This window comes from Rhodospirillaceae bacterium (genome assembly GCA_016722635.1).
In the GTDB taxonomy this organism is placed as follows: domain Bacteria; phylum Pseudomonadota; class Alphaproteobacteria; order JAEUKQ01; family JAEUKQ01; genus JAEUKQ01.
Genome location: JADKIX010000003.1, coordinates 166,826 through 188,940, shown reverse-complemented (window position 1 = coordinate 188,940; position 22,115 = coordinate 166,826). Strand labels below are relative to the sequence as shown.

General features: G+C 40.0%; 24 protein-coding genes and 2 pseudogenes. 19 read left to right on the top strand and 7 right to left on the bottom strand.

All coding sequences use genetic code 11. The annotated features are described in order from the left end of the window. Positions 1-2: 2 nt before the first annotated feature. From IPP67_01235 to mltG, 17 genes and pseudogenes are all read left to right on the top strand, one after another. Complete coding sequence (locus tag IPP67_01235; protein MBL0337827.1) at positions 3-1,370, top strand: PQQ-binding-like beta-propeller repeat protein; 1,368 nt, start codon at positions 3-5, stop codon at positions 1,368-1,370. Between the two features lie 152 nt (positions 1,371-1,522). Continuing rightward, on the top strand, positions 1,523-2,872 hold the full coding sequence (der, locus tag IPP67_01230) for a ribosome biogenesis GTPase Der (GenBank protein MBL0337826.1): 1,350 nt from the start codon (positions 1,523-1,525) through the stop codon (positions 2,870-2,872). A gap of 188 nt (positions 2,873-3,060) precedes the next feature. Beyond that, complete coding sequence (gene rpsF, locus IPP67_01225; GenBank protein ID MBL0337825.1) at positions 3,061-3,480, top strand: 30S ribosomal protein S6; 420 nt, start codon at positions 3,061-3,063, stop codon at positions 3,478-3,480. Then, a complete protein-coding gene (locus IPP67_01220) occupies positions 3,477-3,764 on the top strand; it encodes a 30S ribosomal protein S18 (GenBank protein MBL0337824.1) in 288 nt (95 codons plus the stop codon). The genes rpsF and IPP67_01220 overlap by 4 nt, the downstream gene beginning before the upstream one ends. A gap of 14 nt (positions 3,765-3,778) precedes the next feature. Further along, on the top strand, positions 3,779-4,360 hold the full coding sequence (rplI, locus tag IPP67_01215) for a 50S ribosomal protein L9 (GenBank protein ID MBL0337823.1): 582 nt from the start codon (positions 3,779-3,781) through the stop codon (positions 4,358-4,360). Between the two features lie 105 nt (positions 4,361-4,465). After that, positions 4,466-5,978: pseudogene (locus IPP67_01210) on the top strand (replicative DNA helicase). Positions 5,979-5,991: 13 nt separating this feature from the next. After that, a complete protein-coding gene (gene alr / locus IPP67_01205) occupies positions 5,992-7,068 on the top strand; it encodes an alanine racemase (GenBank protein ID MBL0337822.1) in 1,077 nt (358 codons plus the stop codon). A gap of 13 nt (positions 7,069-7,081) precedes the next feature. Further along, positions 7,082-7,861 carry an ABC transporter permease gene (locus IPP67_01200; GenBank protein ID MBL0337821.1) on the top strand — a complete coding sequence of 260 codons (780 nt, stop codon included), beginning with the start codon at positions 7,082-7,084 and terminating at the stop codon, positions 7,859-7,861. Next, positions 7,858-8,640: an ATP-binding cassette domain-containing protein gene (locus tag IPP67_01195; GenBank protein MBL0337820.1), complete on the top strand. Its 783-nt coding sequence runs from the start codon at positions 7,858-7,860 to the stop codon at positions 8,638-8,640. The genes IPP67_01200 and IPP67_01195 overlap by 4 nt, the downstream gene beginning before the upstream one ends. A gap of 19 nt (positions 8,641-8,659) precedes the next feature. Continuing rightward, entirely contained in the window at positions 8,660-10,054 is a 1,395-nt protein-coding gene (gene radA / locus IPP67_01190; GenBank protein MBL0337819.1) for a DNA repair protein RadA, read from the top strand. 26 nt (positions 10,055-10,080) lie between these two features. Continuing rightward, positions 10,081-10,569, top strand: coding sequence for a CvpA family protein (locus tag IPP67_01185; GenBank protein ID MBL0337818.1), 489 nt, complete (start codon positions 10,081-10,083; stop codon positions 10,567-10,569). Positions 10,570-10,587: 18 nt separating this feature from the next. Continuing rightward, complete coding sequence (locus IPP67_01180; protein ID MBL0337817.1) at positions 10,588-11,325, top strand: SDR family NAD(P)-dependent oxidoreductase; 738 nt, start codon at positions 10,588-10,590, stop codon at positions 11,323-11,325. Positions 11,326-11,360: 35 nt separating this feature from the next. Then, on the top strand, positions 11,361-12,320 hold the full coding sequence (fabD, locus tag IPP67_01175; GenBank protein ID MBL0337816.1) for an ACP S-malonyltransferase: 960 nt from the start codon (positions 11,361-11,363) through the stop codon (positions 12,318-12,320). 39 nt (positions 12,321-12,359) lie between these two features. After that, positions 12,360-13,100 carry a 3-oxoacyl-[acyl-carrier-protein] reductase gene (gene fabG / locus IPP67_01170; protein MBL0337815.1) on the top strand — a complete coding sequence of 247 codons (741 nt, stop codon included), beginning with the start codon at positions 12,360-12,362 and terminating at the stop codon, positions 13,098-13,100. 187 nt (positions 13,101-13,287) lie between these two features. Continuing rightward, positions 13,288-13,524, top strand: a complete 237-nt coding sequence (locus IPP67_01165) for an acyl carrier protein (GenBank protein ID MBL0337814.1) — start codon at positions 13,288-13,290, stop codon at positions 13,522-13,524. Between the two features lie 39 nt (positions 13,525-13,563). Continuing rightward, the gene (gene fabF / locus IPP67_01160; protein MBL0337813.1) at positions 13,564-14,826 is read left to right on the top strand and encodes a beta-ketoacyl-ACP synthase II; all 1,263 of its coding nucleotides are present in this window, start codon (positions 13,564-13,566) and stop codon (positions 14,824-14,826) included. A gap of 39 nt (positions 14,827-14,865) precedes the next feature. Further along, positions 14,866-15,825 carry an endolytic transglycosylase MltG gene (gene mltG, locus IPP67_01155; protein MBL0337812.1) on the top strand — a complete coding sequence of 320 codons (960 nt, stop codon included), beginning with the start codon at positions 14,866-14,868 and terminating at the stop codon, positions 15,823-15,825. A gap of 35 nt (positions 15,826-15,860) precedes the next feature. Here the strand turns inward: mltG and IPP67_01150 are convergent, their stop codons facing one another. Genes IPP67_01150 through IPP67_01140 form a run of 3 tightly spaced genes read right to left on the bottom strand, consistent with a single transcriptional unit; the run spans position 15,861 to position 17,271 of the window. Next, complete coding sequence (locus IPP67_01150; GenBank protein MBL0337811.1) at positions 15,861-16,640, bottom strand: SDR family NAD(P)-dependent oxidoreductase; 780 nt, start codon at positions 16,638-16,640, stop codon at positions 15,861-15,863. Continuing rightward, positions 16,640-16,978, bottom strand: a complete 339-nt coding sequence (grxD, locus tag IPP67_01145; protein MBL0337810.1) for a Grx4 family monothiol glutaredoxin — start codon at positions 16,976-16,978, stop codon at positions 16,640-16,642. The genes IPP67_01150 and grxD overlap by 1 nt, the downstream gene beginning before the upstream one ends. A gap of 50 nt (positions 16,979-17,028) precedes the next feature. Continuing rightward, positions 17,029-17,271 (bottom strand): BolA family transcriptional regulator, encoded by a 243-nt coding sequence (locus IPP67_01140; GenBank protein MBL0337809.1) that lies wholly within the window; start codon positions 17,269-17,271, stop codon positions 17,029-17,031. 268 nt (positions 17,272-17,539) lie between these two features. On the opposite strand from IPP67_01140, the pseudogene IPP67_01135 reads away from it, so the two are divergent. Next, positions 17,540-17,882, top strand: a pseudogene (locus IPP67_01135) (DUF1476 domain-containing protein). Positions 17,883-17,899: 17 nt separating this feature from the next. On the opposite strand, the gene IPP67_01130 reads toward IPP67_01135, so the two are convergent. Genes IPP67_01130 through map form a run of 3 tightly spaced genes read right to left on the bottom strand, consistent with a single transcriptional unit; the run spans position 17,900 to position 20,668 of the window. Then, a complete protein-coding gene (locus tag IPP67_01130) occupies positions 17,900-19,210 on the bottom strand; it encodes an adenylosuccinate lyase (GenBank protein ID MBL0337808.1) in 1,311 nt (436 codons plus the stop codon). Next, entirely contained in the window at positions 19,210-19,935 is a 726-nt protein-coding gene (gene radC, locus IPP67_01125) for a DNA repair protein RadC (protein MBL0337807.1), read from the bottom strand. Before radC ends, IPP67_01130 begins: the two co-directional genes overlap by 1 nt. A 19-nt stretch (positions 19,936-19,954) precedes the next feature. Further along, positions 19,955-20,668 carry a type I methionyl aminopeptidase gene (map, locus tag IPP67_01120; protein ID MBL0337806.1) on the bottom strand — a complete coding sequence of 238 codons (714 nt, stop codon included), beginning with the start codon at positions 20,666-20,668 and terminating at the stop codon, positions 19,955-19,957. Between the two features lie 179 nt (positions 20,669-20,847). Here map and IPP67_01115 point away from each other — a divergent pair, with 179 nt between their 5' ends. Further along, positions 20,848-21,603 carry a competence/damage-inducible protein A gene (locus IPP67_01115; protein MBL0337805.1) on the top strand — a complete coding sequence of 252 codons (756 nt, stop codon included), beginning with the start codon at positions 20,848-20,850 and terminating at the stop codon, positions 21,601-21,603. A 32-nt stretch (positions 21,604-21,635) separates the two neighbouring features. On the opposite strand, the gene IPP67_01110 is transcribed toward IPP67_01115, so the two are convergent. Continuing rightward, a complete protein-coding gene (locus IPP67_01110; GenBank protein ID MBL0337804.1) occupies positions 21,636-22,103 on the bottom strand; it encodes a DoxX family protein in 468 nt (155 codons plus the stop codon). Positions 22,104-22,115 lie beyond the last annotated feature (12 nt).

Here is a 22,115-nt window from a genome sequence, read left to right as displayed (position 1 = left end):
GAATGATTAATTCAGATTTGAAGATGAAAGGTTCGTTAATGGGAAGTCATTGCAAGGGTTGGGTTGTATCAGGCCTGTTTTTATTGACATTATCAGCTTGTGGTTGGTGGGGTGCTGAGAAGAAACAACCCCATTTGCCGGGCGAACGAATCGATGTTTTACAAGAATTAGGTCGTACGGAAGGTGATCGGGAATTGGCTCATACAAAGATTATTTTGCCATCTCCGAAAAATTTAGTAAACTGGCCCCAGTTTCATGCAAATGCAAGCCATAATCCTGATCATTTATCTTTTACGGACCAACCTAAAGAATTTTGGCGGACTAATATTGGCCTTGGGCAAGACGGGCGACATTTTTTATTAACTGGGCCTGTGGTAGCGAATGACAGCGTCTTCATCGTCAATGGTAATATGTTTGTTTCAGCCCTTGATTTAGGTACGGGAAGAATTAAATGGCGGCTGAATTTAAAAATTTACGGGGAAACAGATGAATTTACGGGGGTAGGATTATCCGTAAAGGAAGATGGGCTGACACTATATCTCGCAAGTCCTTTTGGCAAAATAATAGCTCTTGATGCTAAAAATGGGAAAAAACTATGGGCAACATATCTTGCGGCTCCTATTCATTCTAGTCCTGTCTTATATAATAAAAAAATCTTCATTACCACTATGGACGGCCGTTTGGTTGCTCTAGAAGAAGATACTGGCGGTATTTTATGGTTTTATAAAGGCTCACAAGAAAATCCAACATTGGTTGGATCACCGGCGGTTGCTGTTGCCGGAGACATAGTGGTTGTGGCATTTAATTCAGGGGAAATATTCGGGTTAAGGGCAGAGACCGGCCAGTTGTTGTGGACTGACAGCATTAGCGCCTCCAAATTTGGTGGGTCGGTTGCTAATCTTAGCAGCGTTAAAGCAGGGGTTATCATTGATAAGGAATTAGTACTGGTCATTAACCATAATTCGTTATTGGTAGCTTTTGATCTCATACGGGGAGGGCGTCAGTGGGAATTGCAGATTGGCTCTGACCAGACGCCTTGGATAGCAGGGGATCATTTGTTTATTTTAACTGACCGTAAGGAATTGCTGGCTGTTCAACGTGGCAGTGGGCGCGTCTATTGGTCTAAATCTTTGCCTGATTTTTTGGATAAAAAACAGACACGGCAGGATATTCAGTGGTTTGGGCCGGTTATTGCACAGGAAAATCTTATCATCACCAATTCGGTTGGGGAAATTCTTTATCTTTCTCCCCAAGATGGCCATTTGATATCAAAGCAAAAAATCAATAATGGATTCGTTATGGCTCCGATTATTGTTAACAACATTATGTTATTAACAATGAAGAATGGCACTATCATAGCTTTTAAATAAATGTTTTGCGGAGCAATAAATTATAAAAACTAGCTTTGCGGGTGGGTGCTAAATAGTCATTATTATGTTGCGACCACAGTTTCTTGCCAAAACAAGTAAATGAAATTACCTTTATATTTTAATAATTTAACGGACATTCACCCATACCATACATGACTCATTTTACTGTTGCCATCGTTGGCAGACCGAATGTCGGCAAGTCGACACTTTTTAATAGATTAGTTGGCCATAAAGCCGCCATTGTATATGATCAGCCGGGCGTTACCCGTGACTGGCAAGAAGAAACTGTCAGTTGGGGGGATATGGAGTTTAAACTGGTTGATACGGCTGGTTTCCAAAATCATTTTTCTAGCCCCTTATCTGCTAAAGCCCAAACGATTAGCTGGGATGTTTTAAAGAATGTAGATTTAATACTATTTGTTGTTGACGGCCGGGTGGGGGTCATTGGTGAGGATAGGGATATTGCTAACCGGTTACGGAAACTTTCAAAGCCGATCCGCGCGGTTGCCAACAAAATTGAAGGAAAAATAGACCCGGATTTAATATCCTCTTTAAATAACCTTGGTTTAGGGGAAGGGTTGTTTGTTTCGGCAGAGCACGGCCTTGGCTTAGCAGATCTTTACCAGACAATTTATCAAGGTTATCAAAAATTCTTAACAGCTTCCCCTTCTTTATCGATTGCACTGAACGCTGAAGAAAAAAAAGTTTTTCCAATTAAATTAGCCATTATTGGTAGGCCGAATGTTGGTAAATCGAGCTTAATTAATGCCTTTCTTAAAGAAGAAAGGCTTATTACCAGCCCGGAAGCAGGAACAACCCGGGATACCATTTGGCTAAAATGGAACTATCGTGGTCATCAATTGGAATTAATCGATACAGCCGGGTTACGGAAAAAGGCAAAAGTTCTTGATGAACTTGAGAGAATTTCAACTGACGAAACTGAAAAAGCCATTAAACAAGCAAATATTGTTGTCCTGGTTGTTGATATTAATTCGGGATTGGAAGGACAAGATTTATCAATCGCTAATCAAGCGGAGAAAGAAGGCAAAGCCCTTATTATTGCTTTAAATAAATGGGATCTTATTTCCGACAAGAATAGTTTTATGGTTAATTTCCGTAAAAAATTAGAAAATTCTCTTCCTCAGAGCAGGGGGATACGTTTTGTGCCTGTTTCAGCAAAAACCTCTTTTAATTTAGAATTATTGCTTCAAGAAGTTATTCAGATTTACGATGTTTGGAACATGTCTTTCACGAATCAACAACTAAATCAATGGTTGGGTCAATCAATTGATAATATGCCGCCACCGCTTGTAAGCCGGCGTCAATGGAATATTAAGGCTATTAAACAAACCAGTACCCGCCCGCCAACACTCATGATATTATCAAACCTGACAGAAAATCTTCCGGAATCCTATCAAAAATATCTTGTGAACAGATTGCGGGATGAATTTGATATGCGTGGTGTGCCGATCAGGTTGCGATTCACGAAAAGACTTCGTTAAATAGCTTTTGTTCTTTTTGACAAAAATCAAATTAAATAATATAGGCCGTTTTTATCCTTGCTTTATGAAAAGCAAATCGTTACCCTGCGGTGCTGCTAATTATTTTAGCTCCTTGCCAGTATGTATATAATTATCTAATTGGCTATATCTGTAAAAATCAGATTGAACACAATCCATAGGGAGATTTTATGGCTTTATATGAGAATATTTTTATTGCCCGCCAAGATCTAACAACTTCACAAGTTGATAGTTTGGTTGAGCGTTTTTCGTCAATTGTTACCACCCAAGGTGGCCAAGTAACAAAGAAAGAATATTGGGGATTGAGGAATCTTGCTTATGCAATTAAGAAGAATAAAAAAGGTCACTATGTTCTTTTTAATTTAGATGCCCCGCCAGCGGCCATTTTGGAAATGGAGCGCAACATGGGTTTAAGTGAAGATTTGCTGCGTCATTTAACCATAAAGGTCGAAGAATTGGAAACCGAGCCATCGGCAATGATGCAAAGCCGTAACCGTGAATATTCACGGGAAGGTTCATTTAAACCTCGCTCTGAAAACGCTGATTCTGAAACGGAAATCAACCTTATCGATAGCGGAGAAAATTCATGAAACCGGCACCACAACAAGAAGATTATTCAAGCCAATCCGGTGGTCGCGAAGGTGGCAACACCCGACGTCCGTTTTTCCGTCGTCGGAAAATATGTCCTTTTTCAGGCGATAAAGCACCGAAGATTGATTATAAAGATGTGCGGTTGCTTCAAAAATTTGTGTCCGAACGGGGGAAAATCGTCCCCAGTCGGATTAGTGCAGTTTCTTGTAAGAAGCAACGTGTGTTATCCCAGGCTATCAAACGTTCCCGCTTTTTAGCCTTACTGCCATATGTCGTGAAATAAGTAAGGGTGATAATATGCAAATTATTCTTTTAGAACGTGTTGAAAAGCTTGGCCAAATGGGCGAAGTGGTTAATGTTAAGGCTGGCTTTGCCAGGAATTTTTTATTGCCCAGGAAAAAGGCATTGCGGGCGACAGATAAAAATCTGGAATTCTTTAAAGGGCAGCGCCAACAATTAGAAGCCACGAATTTACAGCGTAAGCAAGAAGCAGAAAAAGTTGCTGCAAAAATGCAAAATCTTACGGTAGTGGTTGTCCGCCAAGCCGGTGAATCTGGTCAGTTATATGGTTCGGTCACGGTGCGTGATTTAGCCAATGCTATTGTTGAAATGGGATTTACCGTCGATAAAAGACAGATTGTTTTGAATAAATCAATTAAAGCCCTTGGCTTATATCCTATCCAGGTGCAACTGCATCCCGAAGTCAAAATTGAAGCAACAGCTAATATTGCCCAATCCTTAGAAGAGGCTGCCGCGCAACAGAAAAATGGCGGCTATATCCCTAGGAACAGTGATCGCAAAGAAGCAAGTAACATCCAAAACGAGTTTGTTTTGGAAGAAACTGAAGAAAAAGCTGAAGAAGAAACGACAGAAGCTTAAAAACTGCTACATTATTGATGGCAGATTGTCCAATATGGGTAATCTGCCATTATTATTAGCGCAACGAATGTTTATAAGGTAAAAATCTACCTGTAGGGGTTATTGATGAAAGAGCAAGCACCCTTGACGAAAGATAGAGATCTGCCAATTAATTATGAGATTGAGCAAGCATTTTTGGGGGCCTTGCTAGTCAATAACCTAGTATATGAGAAAATTGCCGAATTTCTTAAAGTTGAGCATTTTTCTGATCCTTTGCATGGACGAATATATCAGGCTATTGGCCGTTTAATCCAAAGCGGACAAATCGCCGATGTCATGACTTTAAAAAACCAATTCGACCAAGATGAGGTTTTAAAGGGCCAGGGTGGATCCAAATATCTAACCCAATTAAAAGACTCCGTCATTAGTATTATTAATGCGGAAGATTTCGCGCGCCAAATTCAAGATTTGTTCATCCGCCGACAACTCATTGATGTTGGAGAAAAAGTAGTTAATCAGGCTTTTTCTTTTCAAGAGCCTGAAAAAAACGCCCATAAGCAGATTGAGATGGCTGAGCAAAATTTATATAGCTTGGCAGAAACCGGTCAAATTGAATCTAAAGCTCAACCTTTTTACATTTCCTTAAATAATGCGATTAAAACGGCGGAAGCCGCTGCCAGTAGGACTAGCAAAATTGCTGGTGTTACCACTGGATTAGTTGATCTTGATCGCAAGCTAGGGGGATTGCATCCCTCCGATTTGATTATCTTAGCAGGTCGGCCATCGATGGGTAAAACGGCATTAGCAATGAATATTGCGGTTAATGCGGTTGAGGCATATAAGCTAGAACCTGGTGATAAAAAAGGTGTAGATCCCACATCCGCCGGTGCTGTCACCTTGTTTTTCTCCCTCGAAATGTCATCTGAGCAGTTAGCGACCCGAATCTTAGCCGAAAGAAGCGAAATTTCTTCGGATCGTATTCGCCGTGGCGATATTAAAGGCGATGATTTTCTGAAAATAATTGAAGTCTCAAAGCAATTGAACAAATTAAATTTGTACATAGACGACACACCTGCCTTAAGTGTAGCCTCTCTTCGTACCCGTGCAAGAAGGGTTAAAAGACAATATGGGCTCGGCCTAATCGTGATCGATTATTTACAATTAATGCAATCCTCAGGGCCCGTCAGATCTGATAACCGAGTTCAAGAAGTTTCAGAAATAACTAGGGGGGTTGAAAGCGGTTGCCAAAGAATTAAACGTGCCTGTTCTTGCCCTTTCCCAGTTAAGTCGTGCCGTGGAAACAAGGGAAGATAAACGGCCGCAATTGGCTGATTTACGCGAATCAGGCTCTATCGAACAAGATGCAGATGTGGTCATGTTTATTTACCGGGAGCAATATTATCATGAGCGGGAACAACCGAAACAACGCAACGAAGAAGATGAAGGCAAATTTAACATTCGTTATGAACGTTGGAAGGAAAGAGGCATTAAAGTCCATAATATTGCAGAACTTAACATTGCGAAACAACGCCATGGTCCAATCGGTACGGTTGAATTGTTCTTTGACGGCTCATTAACCCGTTTTGGTAATATGGATCGGCAACATCAGCCTCTCAATGAACGCAGACAAATAAAATAAAATATAAAGTTAAATGAAAGCAAAACTGGTTATTAATCTAGCGGCCATTGGCCAAAATTATCAGCGCATCATACAAATGGCCCAACCTGCTGTGGTCGCCGCAGTTGTCAAAGCGGATGCCTATGGATTAGGGATTCATAAAATTGCGCCTTATCTTTACCTTCAAGGATGCCGGCATTTTTTCGTGGCCACTGTTGATGAAGGGATCATCTTAAGGAACCTTGTTAAAAACGATGTGCAGATATATATATTGTATGGCCCATCCCCTAAAAATTTATCTTTTTTCCAATCGCACCAATTAACTCCCGTATTAAATACAATGGGCCAAATCAAGTTATGGAAAAACTGGCTGCAAAACCAGCCAGTTAAAACAAAAGCTGTTATTCATATCGATAGCGGGATCAATCGATTAGGTTTCGTTCAAGAACAACTAACGGAAATTAAGGCCCATTTAACATTTCCAGTTGCTTTGTTCCTAAGCCATTTGGCCAGCGCCGATGAACCTGATAATCCTTCAAATATTAACCAATTGAATATTTTTACAAATTGTCAAAATCAATTGAAAGCTTATCCTGCCCAATTCTCGTTGGCGGCATCATCTGGGATATTTCTTGGGAAAGCCTATCATTTTGATATGGTGCGCCCAGGTATTGCTTTATGGGGTGGCAATCCGACGCCAACCAAACTAAATCCGATGTTGCCAGTCATCAGTTTAAAAATCCCGGTTATTCAAATAAGGACAATTAGGGCGGGCTGTAAGGTTGGTTATAATGGCACCTATCAATATCCCCATGCGGGTCGGCTTGCAACCATTGCTGCCGGTTATGCCGATGGCATTTTGCGCAGCTTGAGCAATAAAGGGTATGTGCGATTTAAGGATTTTAAATTACCGATTATCGGACGGATCTCCATGGATTTAATTACGATCGATATCACTTCATTACCCGAACATTTAATGCAAGAAGGGGATGAGGTTGAATTGATCGGTACTCATCAACCAATTGATGATATAGCTTCTTTTGCTGGAACAATAAGTTATGAAATGCTAACCTCACTTGGTAATCGGTATCAACGTGAATATATAGGTTAAATCACAAGTGTTTATCCAAAGGTTTCCCGCATCAATAGGTAGGACAACAATCAACAGATTAGAGGCATTGGGAAATTTAGTGACCTTCTGCCTGAAAGCTGTCGGTCATTGTTTATATCCGCCTTTTTATCCGCGATTAATTATCAAACAAATGATCGAAATTGGTTTTTATTCCTTACCGGTGGTGGGATTAACTGCTATTTTTACAGGCATGGTTCTCGCTTTACAAAGTTATACAGGTTTTTCAAGGATTGGGGGGGCGGAATCCGCTATCCCCAACGTAATTATCGTTTCTATTACCCGTGAATTAGGACCTGTTTTGGCGGGGCTAATGGTTGCGGGGCGGATTGGTGCGGCTATTGCCGCTGAATTGGGTACGATGCGTGTAACGGAGCAAATTGATGCTTTGGCAACCCTTTCGACCAATTCCATGAAATATTTGGTTGTCCCCCGAATCATTGCAGGTCTGATTACGTTGCCTTTATTGGTTTTAATTGCGGATATTATTGGCGTGCTGGGCGGGTATGTGGTTAGCGTTTACAAATTGGGTTTTAATCCTGCGGCTTATTTAAACAATACAGTGGGTTTCTTGCAAGTGATGGATGTGGTTTCTGGATTAGTTAAGGCAGGGGTTTTTGGCCTCATTATCACATTGATGGGTTGTTATTACGGATATTATTCCAAGGGCGGGGCGCAGGGGGTGGGGATGGCAACCACCAAAGCGGTTGTTGCCAGTTCTATTTTTATTTTAATATTCAACTATTTCTTAACAGAGGCTTTCTTTGCTATATGACCGATTTGACATCTAAGATTTCCATCAGGAATTTATATAAAAGCTTTGGAAAGAAGGAAGTTCTTCAGGGCGTAGACATGGATATTATGCCCGGTGAATCAGTCGTGATTATTGGGGGATCTGGTACCGGAAAATCAGTATTATTAAAATGTATTCTGGGTCTTCTTCAGCCCGATCAAGGCAGTATTAAAATCGATGGGGAAGAAATGGTTGGGAAACCTTGGAAGGCCAGGGAAAAGCATTTAAAAAAGATTGGGATGTTGTTTCAAGGTGGAGCCTTATTTGATAGTTTGAAAGTTTGGGAAAACGTGGCTTTTGGTTTGTTGCAAACAACCAAAATAACACGGATGGAGGCAAAACAGGAAGCAATTAAGAATTTGCAAACGGTGGGTTTGGATGCGTTGGTTGCGGATTTGTCACCGGCAGAATTATCGGGTGGCATGCAGAAAAGGGTAGGATTAGCCCGCGCGATCACGACAAAACCGGAAATTATGTTTTTTGATGAACCAACCACAGGCTTAGATCCCATTATGAGCGCTGTCATCAATGATTTAATCATCCAAACGGTGCAAAAATTAGGAGCCACAGCGGTCTCAATTACCCATGATTTGGCGAGTGCGCGGAAGATTGCTCACCGGGTCATTATGCTTTATCAAGGTAAAGTTGTTTGGCAGGGCCCTGTCAGGGAAATGGACTATTCTCATAATGAATATGTTGATCAATTCATTCATGGGCGTGCAGAAGGGCCAATCAAAATACCTGGTCAAATGTTTTCGTAAATTGTTCTGGAAAAATTAAATGAATGCCATGGTTTATCAATGCCAAAATTGCGGCACCCGTTTTCGGAAATGGGGTGGTAAGTGTGATGAATGCGGTGCTTGGAATAGCATTACAGAAGAAGCACCCATTGCGGTGCAAGGAAAAATTAAAAAACATCTTTCTAAAACGAAAGCTGACAATATTCAATTTCATGATTTAGTAGGCACTACGGTGCCAGCCTTAAGGTTAGAAAGTGGGTTGGGCGAATTTGATCGGGTATGCGGTGGCGGGTTGGTGCAAGGTTCAGCAATTCTGGTCGGTGGTGATCCAGGGATTGGCAAATCCACTCTATTGTTGCAAGTGTTGGCCGCTTTATCTCAACATAACCAACAACAAGAACTGGTTTATTACTATATTTCAGGTGAGGAGGGGATTGAACAAATCCGGATGAGGGCCCGGCGTCTGGAAATTAGCAATAGAAATATCTTGTTGGCTGCTAACAATGAATTACAAACTATCCTGCAAGCCATGGATAAAATGCCAAAATCATCCGTCTTGGTGGTTGATTCAATCCAAACATTGTATACGGACGCGCTTGAATCTGCTCCAGGTACCGTGGCGCAGGTAAGGACTTGTGCTTCTGAATTGATCCGTTTGGCCAAGCAAAAAGATATATGCTTAATTTTGGTAGGTCACGTAACGAAAGAGGGGGCAATCGCAGGACCACGAGTTTTGGAACATATGGTTGATTGCGTATTATATTTTGAAGGAGAACGCAATCACCAATTCCGCATATTGCGTACGGTTAAAAACCGCTTTGGTGCGACTGATGAAATTGGGGTTTTTGAAATGACCGAGCTTGGCTTAAAAGAAGTCATCAATCCCTCAGCCCTTTTTATCAAAGACCGTTTGCCAATCGCGGGCAGTTGTATTTTTGTTGGAGTTGAGGGTACAAGGCCGGTATTAATGGAAATTCAGACGTTAATATCTCCTTCCTCGTTTGGAACCCCCCGCCGTTCCGTTGTGGGGTGGGATTCTTCGAGATTATCGATGATACTGGCAGTTTTAGAAACTCGGTGCCAGTTGCCACTTGGAGCATATGATATTTACTTGAATGTGGCAGGCGGATTACGTATCCAAGAACCTGCCGCTGATCTAGCGGTGGCAGCTGCCTTAATGTCTTCCGCCCTTAAAAAGGCTGTAAATGACAAATTGGTCATTTTTGGCGAAGTTGGTTTAGGGGGCGAAATACGTAGCGTTGGGCATATAAATGCTCGACTAAAAGAAGCGGTTAAGTTAGGCTTTCACACATCTTATATTCCTACCCAACCTAAGGGGCAAATGAAAGAAATAGAACACTTGATTAAAACCAAAGAAATTGCCACATTGGGAATATTACTGAAACTGATGAATAATCCAGAAATAAATTTATAACGTAGGGTTAGCTTAAGGAGAGGGAAATGAATTGGGTCGATATCATCGTTATGGTTATTTTAGTTATTTCTGGAATTTTAGCTTTCAGCGTCGGTTTTATTAAAGAAATCTTAGGTCTTTTGGCTTGGATAATAGCAGTAGTTGTCGCTATTTACGTTGCTCCGTTGGTTTTACCGATGGTTGGAAGCTTTATCACCAATGATTTGGCCGCCCAATTGATAGCGTGGGGAGGGGTATTTTTTGTTACGTTGATCATTGTCCTCATCATCACATACGCTATAGGCAATTCTTTGGTTACAGGGTCACCAAGCATTATTGATCGTTGGTTTGGCCTGCTTTTTGGGTTAGTTAGGGGAGTGGTCATTGTTTGTCTTCTATATATGTTGACGTTATGGATTTTCCCAGCACAAGAGGATCGTGCATTCTTAGAACACAGCTTTACTAAGCCATATTTAGATAAAGGGGTTGAAGTGATTAGATCATTTATCCCAACCGATCAACCAAATAGTTTGTAAAATAAGCGTTTGGATCAAATGAATAGCGGTAATTCCTCTCAGCGCCTGCTAGGTAAGATTGCTTTAATTACTGGCGCCTCTCGGGGAATTGGTTTAGGGATTGCCCAAGTTTTTGCGGAAGCTGGAGCTAAAATTATCTTGCTTTCAAAAAATCAACGTTCTTTAGAAAAAATTGACGATACGTTTAAAAGCCAAGGACATAACCCCACTCTTTTACCTTTTGATTTAGAACAATGCGATCAAATTGATGCCTTAACCCAGGCTATTTACGATCGCTTCGGAAGATTAGATATTTTGGTGGGCAATGCTGCAGTTTTAGGAACCTTGACCCCACTTGCCCAAATTGAACCGAGCGAGTGGGAAAAAGTTTTAAAAATTAATTTAACTGCAAACTGGCGTATTATTCGTGCGCTTGACCCACTTTTACGGTTATCTTCAGCAGGGCGGGCAATATTTTTGACATCTTCCGTTGCCACTCAAATTAGGCCCTATTGGGGAACTTACGCTATCAGCAAAGCAGCTTTGGAAATGATGGTAAAAATATATGCTGCTGAAACCAGCATGACCAAAATTCGGGTGAACTTAGTCAATCCGGGCGCTACCAGAACAGATATGAGAAAATCAGCTTTCCCAGGTGAAAATTCGGGGCGTTTGCAAACACCTCAAGATATCGCGTCTGCTTTTTTGGGTTTAGCGGAGGATAGTTGTCAGATTCATGGAGAATTAATTAATTTATCAAACTATGGTCGGACTTAAAAATCTTTTGGGTATAAAAATAAGGAGAAGAAAAAATGGGGCTGGCTTTTATTTTTCCAGGACAGGGATCGCAGTTTGTGGGGATGGGGATAGAGCTTGCAAAAAACTTTTCTGTGGCAAGGGAGGTTTTTCAAGAAGTAGATAGTTCTTTAAACCAATCCTTATATAAAATTATCGTTGAAGGGCCAGATTCAGCCTTAATGCTAACCGAAAATACCCAGCCAGCTTTAATGGCTGTTAGCTTGGCGTTTATGCGGGTGCTTGATCAGGAGGTAGGTTATCCGGTTATCCGTAAAGCAGATTTCTTGGCTGGACATTCGTTAGGTGAATATACTGCCTTAACTGTGGCAGGAGTTTTTAGTTTGGCGGACAGCGCTAAGCTATTGAAGATTCGTGGACAAGCCATGCAATCAGCAGTACCGGTTGGTATAGGGGCAATGGCCGCTTTATTAGGAGCCGATTTAGCAATAGCCCAAGCGATCTGCAATCAAGCGGTAAAAGAGGAAAAGGGTGGAATTTGTACCCCTGCGAATGATAATTGTCCGGGACAAGTGGTCATTAGTGGGTTAAAAACCACCGTCGACAAAGCATTGGAATTAGCTCCTAAACATGGTATTAAAAAAGCTATTTTACTTCCTGTTAGTGCACCTTTCCACTGTGCTTTGATGCAACCGGCGGCTGATCGGATGGCAGAGGCGTTAAAGAGTGTTACTTTTAAAAAACCTTCCAAACCAATTATTGCAAATATTAACGCTAAACCAGTCAGCGATCCTTCAAAAATTCAGCTGTTATTGGTGGAACAAGTCGTCGGAATGGTCAAATGGCGGGAATCAGTGTTAACGATGAAAGAAAATAATGTTAACCAATTTATTGAGGTTGGTGCAGGTAAAGTGTTATCAGGATTAATCAAAAGGATTGATAAAGATTTAACCACTATGAATTGTACAGATATTGCTGACATAGGCCAAATTACTCAATGGCTTTTGCAACAATAATCACATACCTAATATTTTTTATAGAAGGCGGAAAATTGGATGTTTAATTTAGATGGAAAAACAGCATTGGTAACAGGGGCTTCTGGCGGAATTGGCCAAGCTATTGTCGCCTCCTTACATCAACAGGGTGCCACTGTTATTATGTCAGGAACAAAAGTTGATACGTTGAATAAAATTGCGGGCAATTTGAAAGAACGAATCCATTTTGTGGTAGCTGACCTTAGCCATGGTGGCGATGTTGAAAATTTGGTAAAAAATGCTGAAATTGCTCTTGGGAAAGAAGTTGATATCCTTGTTAATAATGCAGGAATTACCAAAGACAATTTATCCATTCGCATGAAAGATGAAGATTGGGCATCTGTTATTGATTTGAATTTAACGGTGTGTTTTAAACTGGCGCGACAAGTATTAAGGGGAATGATGAAACGCCGCTGGGGGAGAATCATTAATATCAGTTCTGTGGTTGGGGTTACCGGAAATGCTGGGCAAGCAAATTATGCTGCGGCAAAAGCTGGATTAATAGGTATGACAAAATCTTTGGCTTTAGAGGTTGCGTCACGTAATATTACGATTAATGCTATTGCGCCAGGGTTTATTGTGACACCCATGACAGATAAACTAACCCAGGAACAAAAAGATAAATTGATACAACAGATCCCAATGGGTAGATTAGGAATAGCCGAAGATATTGGTCCGTCTGTTGCTTTCTTGGCGAGCGAAGAAGCAAGCTATATTACGGGGCAGACCCTCCATATTAATGGTGGGATGGCAATGATTTAATTTTAAACTTGAACTTTTCGGTAACTTCAGTAAAACCAGCAATGATGCTTATTTCAGCCATTGATCTCGTCGAGCAAATTGCATTAAGATAACATGATTGTTTTGATAAATATTAAAGGTTACAAATATTAATTAATATTTTAATATCATACAGTGAATTTTAACCATAACATTATAGGACATAAACATGACTGACATTGCCCAACGCGTAAAAAGGATTATTGTCGAACAATTGGGTGTTGAAGAATCAAAAGTCACGGACAATGCAAATTTTGCCGATGATTTGGGTGCAGATAGCTTAGATACAGTTGAGTTAGTAATGGCTTTTGAAGAAGAGTTTGGTTGTGAAATTCCTGACGATGCAGCCGAACGTTTTTCTGTCGTTAAAGATGCGGTCAGTTATATCCAGAAAAACTCAAAATAGCTACTGTAACCCTATATAGCAGGGATAATATTAAAAATGTTGAGGCGCGTTGTTGTTACTGGTCTTGGGTTATTAACGCCATTGGGAAATGGGGTTAAGGTTACTTGGGAAAGATTATTGCAAGGACAATCAGGAATTAAGAAGATTGATTCTTTCGATGTAGCTGATTTACCAAGCAAGATAGCAGCGCAGATCCCTACAGGCCATGCCCCGAATGAGTTTTTTGCAGATAACTATTTATCCCCTAAAGATCAAAAAAAAGTAGAACCATTTATTCTATATGCCATTGCTGCGGCTGCAGAAGCGTTGAAAGATGCAAAATGGGACCCTCAAAGTGAAGAAGATCGTTGTAAAACGGGCGTCATGGTAGGTTCAGGGATCGGCGGACTGCAAGGTATTTACGAATCCTCCATCGTTCTGCATGAAAAAGGGCCTAGGCGTGTCAGTCCATTTTTTATCCCTTCATGTTTGATTAATTTAGCTTCTGGCAATATCTCAATCAAATTCGGTTTAAAGGGTCCTAATCACTCGGTGGTAACCGCCTGTTCAACCGGTGCCCATGCGCTAGGAGACGCCGCCAGGCTGATTGCGTTGGGGGATGCAGATTTAATGGTTGCAGGTGGTGCAGAAGGTTCCGTTAACAGGATCGGCTTGGCTGGTTTTTCTGCGCTTCGAGCCTTATCGACAGCTTTCAACGATACTCCCCAAAAAGGATCGCGGCCTTGGGATATTGATCGGGATGGGTTTGTGATGGGAGAGGGGGCGGGTATTGTTGTTTTAGAAGAATTAGAGCATGCCAAGCGCCGAGGAGTTAAAATTTACGCGGAATTAATCGGTTACGGCTTATCAGGGGATGCGTACCATATGACGGCACCTGCACCAGATGGTGATGGAGCTTTTCGTGCGATGCAGGCCGCCATTAAAAGGGCAGGAATAAAACCGGAGCAAATTGATTATATTAATGCCCATGGTACATCTACCCCACTTGGTGACGAAATTGAATTAAATGCCGTTAAAAGGCTGTTTGGGCCATCCGCCTATAAGCTTTCTATGTCTTCAACAAAATCTGCTATCGGCCACTTGCTTGGTGCCGCAGGCAGTGTTGAAGCAATATTTTCTATTTTGGCTCTACAAGGTCAAATTGTTCCACCGACACTGAATTTAGATAATCCGTCCCCTAATTGTGACATTGATCTTGTCCCCCATAAGGCTAAAAAACGCCAAGTTCGTTATGTTCTATCAAATTCATTTGGATTTGGTGGTACAAATGCCAGTTTAATTTTTGCACCACTGCCTCGATAGGTGAAATTAGTGCTGCCTATTGCCCGATGGCTATTTCAGGTGATATTACTTACAGCCGTTCTTTTAAATTGGCATTACTATTCAGCTGCAAACAATAAGATTTTCAAAGAATTCCAAATAGTTATCCCTTATGGGCAGCCCAATTTGTCTATTGCAAGAACCCTAATTAAAGAAGGGGTTTTTAAAAACACGACAGATTTTACTTTAACTTATTGGCTAGTAACTGGTGGTCGAACGTTAAAGGCTGGCGGATACACTTTTAAAGGGCAAGTTTCTTCCCGGGATGTTTTAAGAAGACTTTATTTAGGGCAAGTGGATCAGTACCGCATCACTATCCCTGAGGGTTTAACCAATTACCAAATTATCCAATTACTACAAAATCATCCCAATCTTGAGGGTATTATCACATCGGAATATTGGGAAAAACTTCCTGAAGGCAGCTTTTTACCAGAAACATATTATTTTACTTTATCAGAAGATAGGTTGAAGTTGCTTCAACGTATGCAAGCTGCCCTAGAAACAGTGATAAATGAAGTATGGAACAGCCGTCCAGCAGATTTTCCGTTAAATAATCCCCGCGATCTTATTGCGCTGGCTTCTATTGTAGAAAAAGAAACAGGCAAAAATGAAGAAAGACCAAGGGTTGCGGCTGTTTTTTTTAATAGGTTAAAGCAAAAGATAAAACTTCAGTCCGATGCGACAGTCATTTATGGGTTAACTTTGGGACGTTTTGAATTAGAAAGATCGCTGAAACGCGAGGATTTAAAAAATCCAACTCCATATAATACTTATACGAATTTTGGGTTGCCACCAACACCTATCGCCAATCCTGGTAAAGCCAGTATAATTGCTGTTGTACATCCATTACAGACGAAGGAATTATTCTTTGTAGCAGATGGCAAGGGTGGGCATTCTTTTGCAGAAAATTTAGAACAGCATAATAAAAATATTCAGGAATGGTTGAAAATTATCCGCAAACCCACTATCCTCAATCCATGATTTATGTAATTTTAGTATTTATGGACCGCCAAATATTAGTCAGGTAGTTTTTGTTTTTTTGGCAAGCGATACAATAATTTATCCGTAATGATGGGTGGTAGAAAATTTAAAAAGCGGATCGCTAAATATGTAATCTTTGGAAAAACAATCAAAGGTTTATAAGATTTAAGAGATTTTTTAATGATTCTTGCGGCTTTATCCGCAGACATCAAAAATGGCATTGGAAATTTATTTTGATCCGTCATCCTGGTGCCGACAAAGCCCGGGCAAATAACTGATAAATTTATTCCCTCCATTTTTAAAGACGGTCGCAAAGCATCTCCCCAGACTTTGATGGCTGCCTTGCTGGCACAATAAGCAGGTGCCCCAGGAAACCCCTTCAGCCCCGCTAACGAACTAACAATGGCAATTTGTCCTTTTCTTCTTTTTTTCATAATCTCAATGGCTGGAATCAAAGAATACAAAACACCAAAAAAATTTGTTTCCATGATTTGGATAGTTTGGTCTACACTTTCCATGTCTCCATCATTTCCACCCGAAACCCCAGCGTTAGCGATAACCAGATCAATAGGTTGCTTTTGATCGGATTCTATAATCCAGTTTTCCATTGTCTTTTGGTTCGTAACATCTTGAATGCGCCAGAAAACAGTTGCTCCTTTTTTCTCACATTGCTCCGCAACATGGACTAGCCGCAATTTATTTAGGCCACAAATAAAAAGCGTACACCCAGGTTTGGCGTAAAGAAAAGCCAACGCTTCGCCGATGCCACTACTGCCCCCTGTAATCAGAACAGAGATGGGTTCATGATGCGGCACTATTTCTGTACCGTTTTAATACCCTTAGCGACCAGTAAGTCTTTTAATTCGCCGCTTTCATACATTTCTTTCACAATATCCGCCCCCCCAATAAACTCACCTTTAATATATAATTGGGGTAAAGTTGGCCAGTTTGCAAAATCTTTGATTGCTTGACGAATAGCTGGATCTGGTAACACGTCAACACCTTTAAATGATACCCCCAAACGATTTAGCACTTGTACAACCAATGAGGAGAAACCGCATTGTGGAAGGTTTGGTGTGCCTTTCATATAAAGGATTACATCATTTTGTTGGACATCCTTTTTTATGACTTCCAGGGCATTTTTTGTATTCATCTTATCTTTCCTAATTTTAAAAACAGGGGTTTATACATGTGTAGATCATATCATTTATTTAGCAGGGGGGTAACCGTGGTTAACGATAAAGCATGTAAGGCACCCCCAATATATCCTTGTAAAGCTGCATATACAATCTGATGTTGCTGAATTTTTGATTTTCCAATGAATCGGCATGAAGTTATGGTCGCCGCATAGTGGTTGTTATCCCCAACTAAATCTATAATATCAACAATAGCGTCTGGAATAGATTTTTTAATTAATCGGGTTATTTCTTCCGGGTTCATTGCCATCAATTTTTCCTTTACAAAAATATGCTCGGTGAAGGTTAAATAGAAACAAAAAGAAAAATATTCAATAGGCCATGATCTTATTGAATAACAATCGCTGTTGCCATCATCTTGCATAAAAAACTCATTAACCTTATAAAAACAATACAGACTTTAATCAAAACTGTAGTAAATTTCGGTAGCAGGCCAATATCATTAAAGATGACAATGATTATAGAATATCATTATATAAACCTAAGATGTGCTATAAATAGGAAGGAAAAAAAAGATTATGACAACTTTTGATGGACGCGAGAAAGCAGCTGAACAAAAATATAAAATGGATCAAGAAACGGAGTTTAAAATTACGGCACGGAGAAATAAATTATTAGGTTTGTGGGTTGCTATATCAATGATTTGGTTGGAATTCAAAAAAATCCGAGGAGTATGCCACCGCCGTTGTGATGGCTGATTTTGAAAAACCTGGGGATGATGATGTGATAGAAAAAGTAATGGCTGATTGTAAGCAATACAAACTCTCAATGTCTGAAGCTGCATTGCGCAAACAAATGCAAGATTTGAGGCAGTTAGCTAAACAGCAAGTTTTAAATGATAAAGAAGCTGGAAAATTTTAATATAAATTAAAATTTTCTCAACTATTTATGTCCGCTTCAAAAACTCTTTGAAAAATAAAGGGAATTTGCTTTAAATAAAAATCGACGTCAAACAAGTTTTCTAATTCCTCAAGGCTTAGTATTTCTCTTATCTCTGGATTTTGTTGGCATAGATGAAGGAAATTTTGACCTTCTTGCCAGCATGCGTGACTGAGTTGCTGAATTAAATGGTATGATTTTTGACGATCTAACCCCTTTTCTGTGAGTTTTAATAAGATTCTTTGAGAAAAGATAATGCCGCCCGAGTTATAGATATTTTTTAACATCTTATCTGGGTAGACAACCAGGCCATCCATCACTTCAGCCAATCGGGATAACGCAAAATCAAGCGTAATAGTGACATCAGGACAAAGAACGCGCTCAACTGAGCTATGAGAAATATCGCGTTCATGCCATAAGGTCACATTTTCCAATGCCGCGATACAACCGGAACGGATTAATCGAGATAATCCTGTTAGATTCTCACATTTAATGGGGTTGCGTTTGTGAGGCATGGCGGATGAGCCGGTTTGTCCTTTGTCAAAGCGTTCTTCCACTTCCCGGACCTCGGATCTTTGCAAATGACGGATTTCTGTTGCCAAATTTTCAATAGAACTTGCGATAACGGCTAAAGTACAAAAGAATATAGCATGACGATCCCTGGGGATTACTTGAGTGGATATAGTTTCAGAACTTAAGCCGAGCTCCTTTATAACATAGTTTTCAACGCGTGGATCAATCGTGGCATACGTTCCGACCGTCCCAGAAATTGCACCTACAGCAATTTCTTTCCTAGCATGTATTAATCGTTGACGATTTCTATAAAAAGCAGCCCAATGAGAAGCTAGTTTTAGTCCGAAAGTCATAGGTTCAGCATGGATCCCATGTGTTCTACCGCTACAAACTGTATCTTTGAACTCAATCGCCCGTCGCTTTAAAACAGCCAGTAATTTTTCAAGTTGTATTAAAATGGCATCAGCAGCTTGCGTCAGTTGGATGGATAAAGTTGTATCTAAAACGTCCGAAGAGGTCATTCCATGGTGTAAATAAGCGGCGGAAGGCCCAATATTTTCAGACAAGTTTTTTAAAAAAGCATTAAATTCATGTTGGGTAATAAGTTCAATTTCTTTGATACGGCTTATTTGGTAATCGGCCAAACGACAAATATCTTGTGCAGCCTTCATGGGGATAATACTAAATTTTGCCTGCGCTTTAGCTACCAAACATTCAATTTTTTTCCACAAATCAAGCCGGTTTTCATCGGACCAAATTTTTGCTGTTTCTGCGCGACTATAACGATCAATGGCCATTATTTTTCCATCTGTGAATGTTTAAATTGTTGATCTGTTTTAAAGCTATAATAACCCAATTTTGAAATGATCAGATGATCAATAATTTCGATACCTAGTTTTTTTAAGATATTACGCAATTCCTCGGTTGTCTGCCGATCCTCAATTGATGGTGTGGTATCCCCCGAAGGATGGTTATGAATAAAGACCAGATAACTTGCGGAAAGTTCTAATGCTCGTTTAATTAACTCTCTGGGAAAAATATTTATATAATTTACTGTTCCCGTTTGTAGGGCTTCATCTTGAAGTAGTTGGAATTGATGATTTAAAAATAAAACATGAAATTCTTCTCGTTGAACATGGGCTAATTTTAAGTGGTAGTAATTGATAACATCTGTATTTTGATGAAAAATCAAGGATTGCTGCATATCTTGTTTTAGCATTCGCAAGCATGTGGCATGAATAAGTTTAATAACCACAATTGAAGCTAAACCAATACCTTGAACCGTTTTTAATTCTTCGCTAGATGCTTGGATGACAGCGGATAAACTACCAAAATGTTGCATCAGTTTTTTAGCAATCGGTTTGACATCCTGCCGGGGATAGGCTTGGAACAAGGCCAATTCCAATAATTCATAATCCGCCAGACCATTTCCCATGCCTTGGATAAATTTTTCTCGTAACCGCTGCCGATGACCTAAATAAGTTGGTTTGTCTTGTAAGTTTGTCATATATAAAAATTTCACGAGGTTATCTTTTAAGGTCTTAGGAAGAGAGGGTAAAGATTATGGCACCGGTTTCAGTAATACCAATGGTATGTTCATATTGTGCAGAAAGAGAGCGGTCACGCGTAACGGCCGTCCAACCATCAGCCAAAATCTTTACATCAGGTTTACCGATATTTATCATGGGTTCAATGGTAAAAAACATTCCGGGTTGCAGTTTTAATCCAGTTGATGGTAATCCATAATGCAAGATATTTGGTTCATCATGGAAAACCTTGCCAATACCATGCCCACAGAAATCACGAACCACCGAAAACTGATGCTTTTCTACATAATTTTGAATGGCATAACCAATATCTCCTAAGGTGTTGCCTGGCATTGCTGCAGCAATGCCAAGCATCATTGCCTGATATGTAACATCGATGAGGCGTTGAGCTTTTAAAGCGATTTTACCCACTGCGAACATGCGGCTGGTATCTCCATGCCAACCGTCTAAAATAACGGTAATATCAATATTTAATATATCGCCTTCAATCAAGGGACGTTCGCTAGGGATACCATGACACACCACATGGTTAACAGAGGTGCAAATCGATTTAGGATATCCTTTATAATTCAAAGGGGCAGGGGTGGCTTGGTGATTGATAATAAAATCGTGACATAAAACATTAAGCTTTTCAGTTGTAACTCCAGGTACGACATGAGGAGTAATAAAATCAAGACAAGCCGCAGCTAAGGCACCTGCATTGCTCATTCCAACAAAATCTTTCTCATTGTGTATTTTAACAGGCAAAGCATCCCTCGCAAAATTATTGAATTATTTAAAAATCTATTTTTTTATCATTAACAATTAACAAAAGATTAATCACAATAAATGAATCATTCATGTAAGCTGAATAACACCCTATATAAGATCATAATTAAGGACAATATATGCCTGAAACAAAAAAAATTGAAGCGGCAATTATCATTATTGGCAATGAGATATTATCTGGGCGTACCCAAGATACGAACCTTCAATACATTGCTATAAAACTGGCAGAAAAGGGGATATATCTCCGTGAAGTGAGGGTAATTCCTGATGTTAAATCCAACATTATTGCGACCGTACAAGAATTATCCATGAAATATAATTATGTTTTCACAACCGGGGGTATAGGGCCGACACATGACGATATTACCACGGAATCAATTGCTGAAGCGTTCCGGCGAAAAGTCATTCTAAATCCTATAGCCAAGCAAATTTTAGAAAAATATTACAATTCGGAATCATTGAATAATGCCAGGCTTAAAATGGCCTGCCTTCCAGAAGGTGCCGAATTAATTGATAACCCAATCAGCGCTGCGCCGGGATTTAAGTTAAATAATGTGTATGTTTTTGCAGGTGTTCCCATTATTATGCAGGCGATGTTACATAATGTTCTGCCAACGTTAATTCAAGGAAACCCGATTGTTTCTATAGTGCTCAAAGTTGAAAGCGGGGAAAGCAAAATTGCAGGTGAACTTCAAACTATCCAGGATAAATACCAAGATGTTGATATTGGAAGTTATCCTTTCCTGCAAAACAGCAAGCCTATGACAAATATTGTTTTTCGGGGAAAAAACAATATTCATATTGATCAAGCAATAGCCGATACCAAATCAATGCTGCAGCAGCTTTCCATTTTTTTCGTCCAGGCTAGTGTCTAACTTCAATAAAATATCAAAAAATCTCATGATGTTTATTTATCGATAGTTTTACGAAATAAATAATCAAAGGATAGACCGCCTGGACCACGGAGGACAATATATAGTAAAGGGCCTAACCACATTAAATGATCAGGGTAACTTTCCGGGTAAACAAATATCTGGATTACCAGGGTCATTCCTAACATGGCGGCGGCAGCTATACGACTACCTATACCAAATAACAGCATTAAGGGTGCAAACAGTTCAACCGATGCAGCTACATAAGCAGTTAGCTCGGGAAATGGCATATGATATTCATCGCGGAACAAAAATATGGTTTGTTGCGATAAAGCCCAACTATTTTCTTGTAGCTTGGCTAAACCGGAGCGAAAAAAAACTAATGAAACCCCTAATCTTAGGATAAAAGCTGGTATCGCTTCCGGTATCATTTCTAATATTTTATAAAAACTTAATATAAAATTTTTGTGGCACCTGACTGAAGGCGGAGAAGGTTCTTCCATTATCAGCTACTC

Bases quoted from the DNA above. Each gene is read 5' to 3' on its own strand.
- IPP67_01235 (MBL0337827.1), top strand. From the start codon at position 3: ATGATTAATTCAGATTTGAAGATGAAAGGTTCGTTAATGGGAAGTCAT.
- der (MBL0337826.1), top strand. From the start codon at position 1,523: ATGACTCATTTTACTGTTGCCATCGTTGGCAGACCGAATGTCGGCAAG.
- rpsF (MBL0337825.1), top strand. From the start codon at position 3,061: ATGGCTTTATATGAGAATATTTTTATTGCCCGCCAAGATCTAACAACT.
- IPP67_01220 (MBL0337824.1), top strand. From the start codon at position 3,477: ATGAAACCGGCACCACAACAAGAAGATTATTCAAGCCAATCCGGTGGT.
- rplI (MBL0337823.1), top strand. From the start codon at position 3,779: ATGCAAATTATTCTTTTAGAACGTGTTGAAAAGCTTGGCCAAATGGGC.
- alr (MBL0337822.1), top strand. From the start codon at position 5,992: ATGAAAGCAAAACTGGTTATTAATCTAGCGGCCATTGGCCAAAATTAT.
- IPP67_01195 (MBL0337820.1), top strand. From the start codon at position 7,858: ATGACCGATTTGACATCTAAGATTTCCATCAGGAATTTATATAAAAGC.
- radA (MBL0337819.1), top strand. From the start codon at position 8,660: ATGAATGCCATGGTTTATCAATGCCAAAATTGCGGCACCCGTTTTCGG.
- IPP67_01185 (MBL0337818.1), top strand. From the start codon at position 10,081: ATGAATTGGGTCGATATCATCGTTATGGTTATTTTAGTTATTTCTGGA.
- IPP67_01180 (MBL0337817.1), top strand. From the start codon at position 10,588: ATGAATAGCGGTAATTCCTCTCAGCGCCTGCTAGGTAAGATTGCTTTA.
- fabD (MBL0337816.1), top strand. From the start codon at position 11,361: ATGGGGCTGGCTTTTATTTTTCCAGGACAGGGATCGCAGTTTGTGGGG.
- fabG (MBL0337815.1), top strand. From the start codon at position 12,360: ATGTTTAATTTAGATGGAAAAACAGCATTGGTAACAGGGGCTTCTGGC.
- IPP67_01165 (MBL0337814.1), top strand. From the start codon at position 13,288: ATGACTGACATTGCCCAACGCGTAAAAAGGATTATTGTCGAACAATTG.
- grxD (MBL0337810.1), bottom strand. From the start codon at position 16,978: ATGAATACAAAAAATGCCCTGGAAGTCATAAAAAAGGATGTCCAACAA.
- IPP67_01140 (MBL0337809.1), bottom strand. From the start codon at position 17,271: ATGGCAATGAACCCGGAAGAAATAACCCGATTAATTAAAAAATCTATT.
- IPP67_01130 (MBL0337808.1), bottom strand. From the start codon at position 19,210: ATGGCCATTGATCGTTATAGTCGCGCAGAAACAGCAAAAATTTGGTCC.
- map (MBL0337806.1), bottom strand. From the start codon at position 20,668: ATGAGCAATGCAGGTGCCTTAGCTGCGGCTTGTCTTGATTTTATTACT.
- IPP67_01115 (MBL0337805.1), top strand. From the start codon at position 20,848: ATGCCTGAAACAAAAAAAATTGAAGCGGCAATTATCATTATTGGCAAT.
- IPP67_01110 (MBL0337804.1), bottom strand. From the start codon at position 22,103: ATGGAAGAACCTTCTCCGCCTTCAGTCAGGTGCCACAAAAATTTTATA.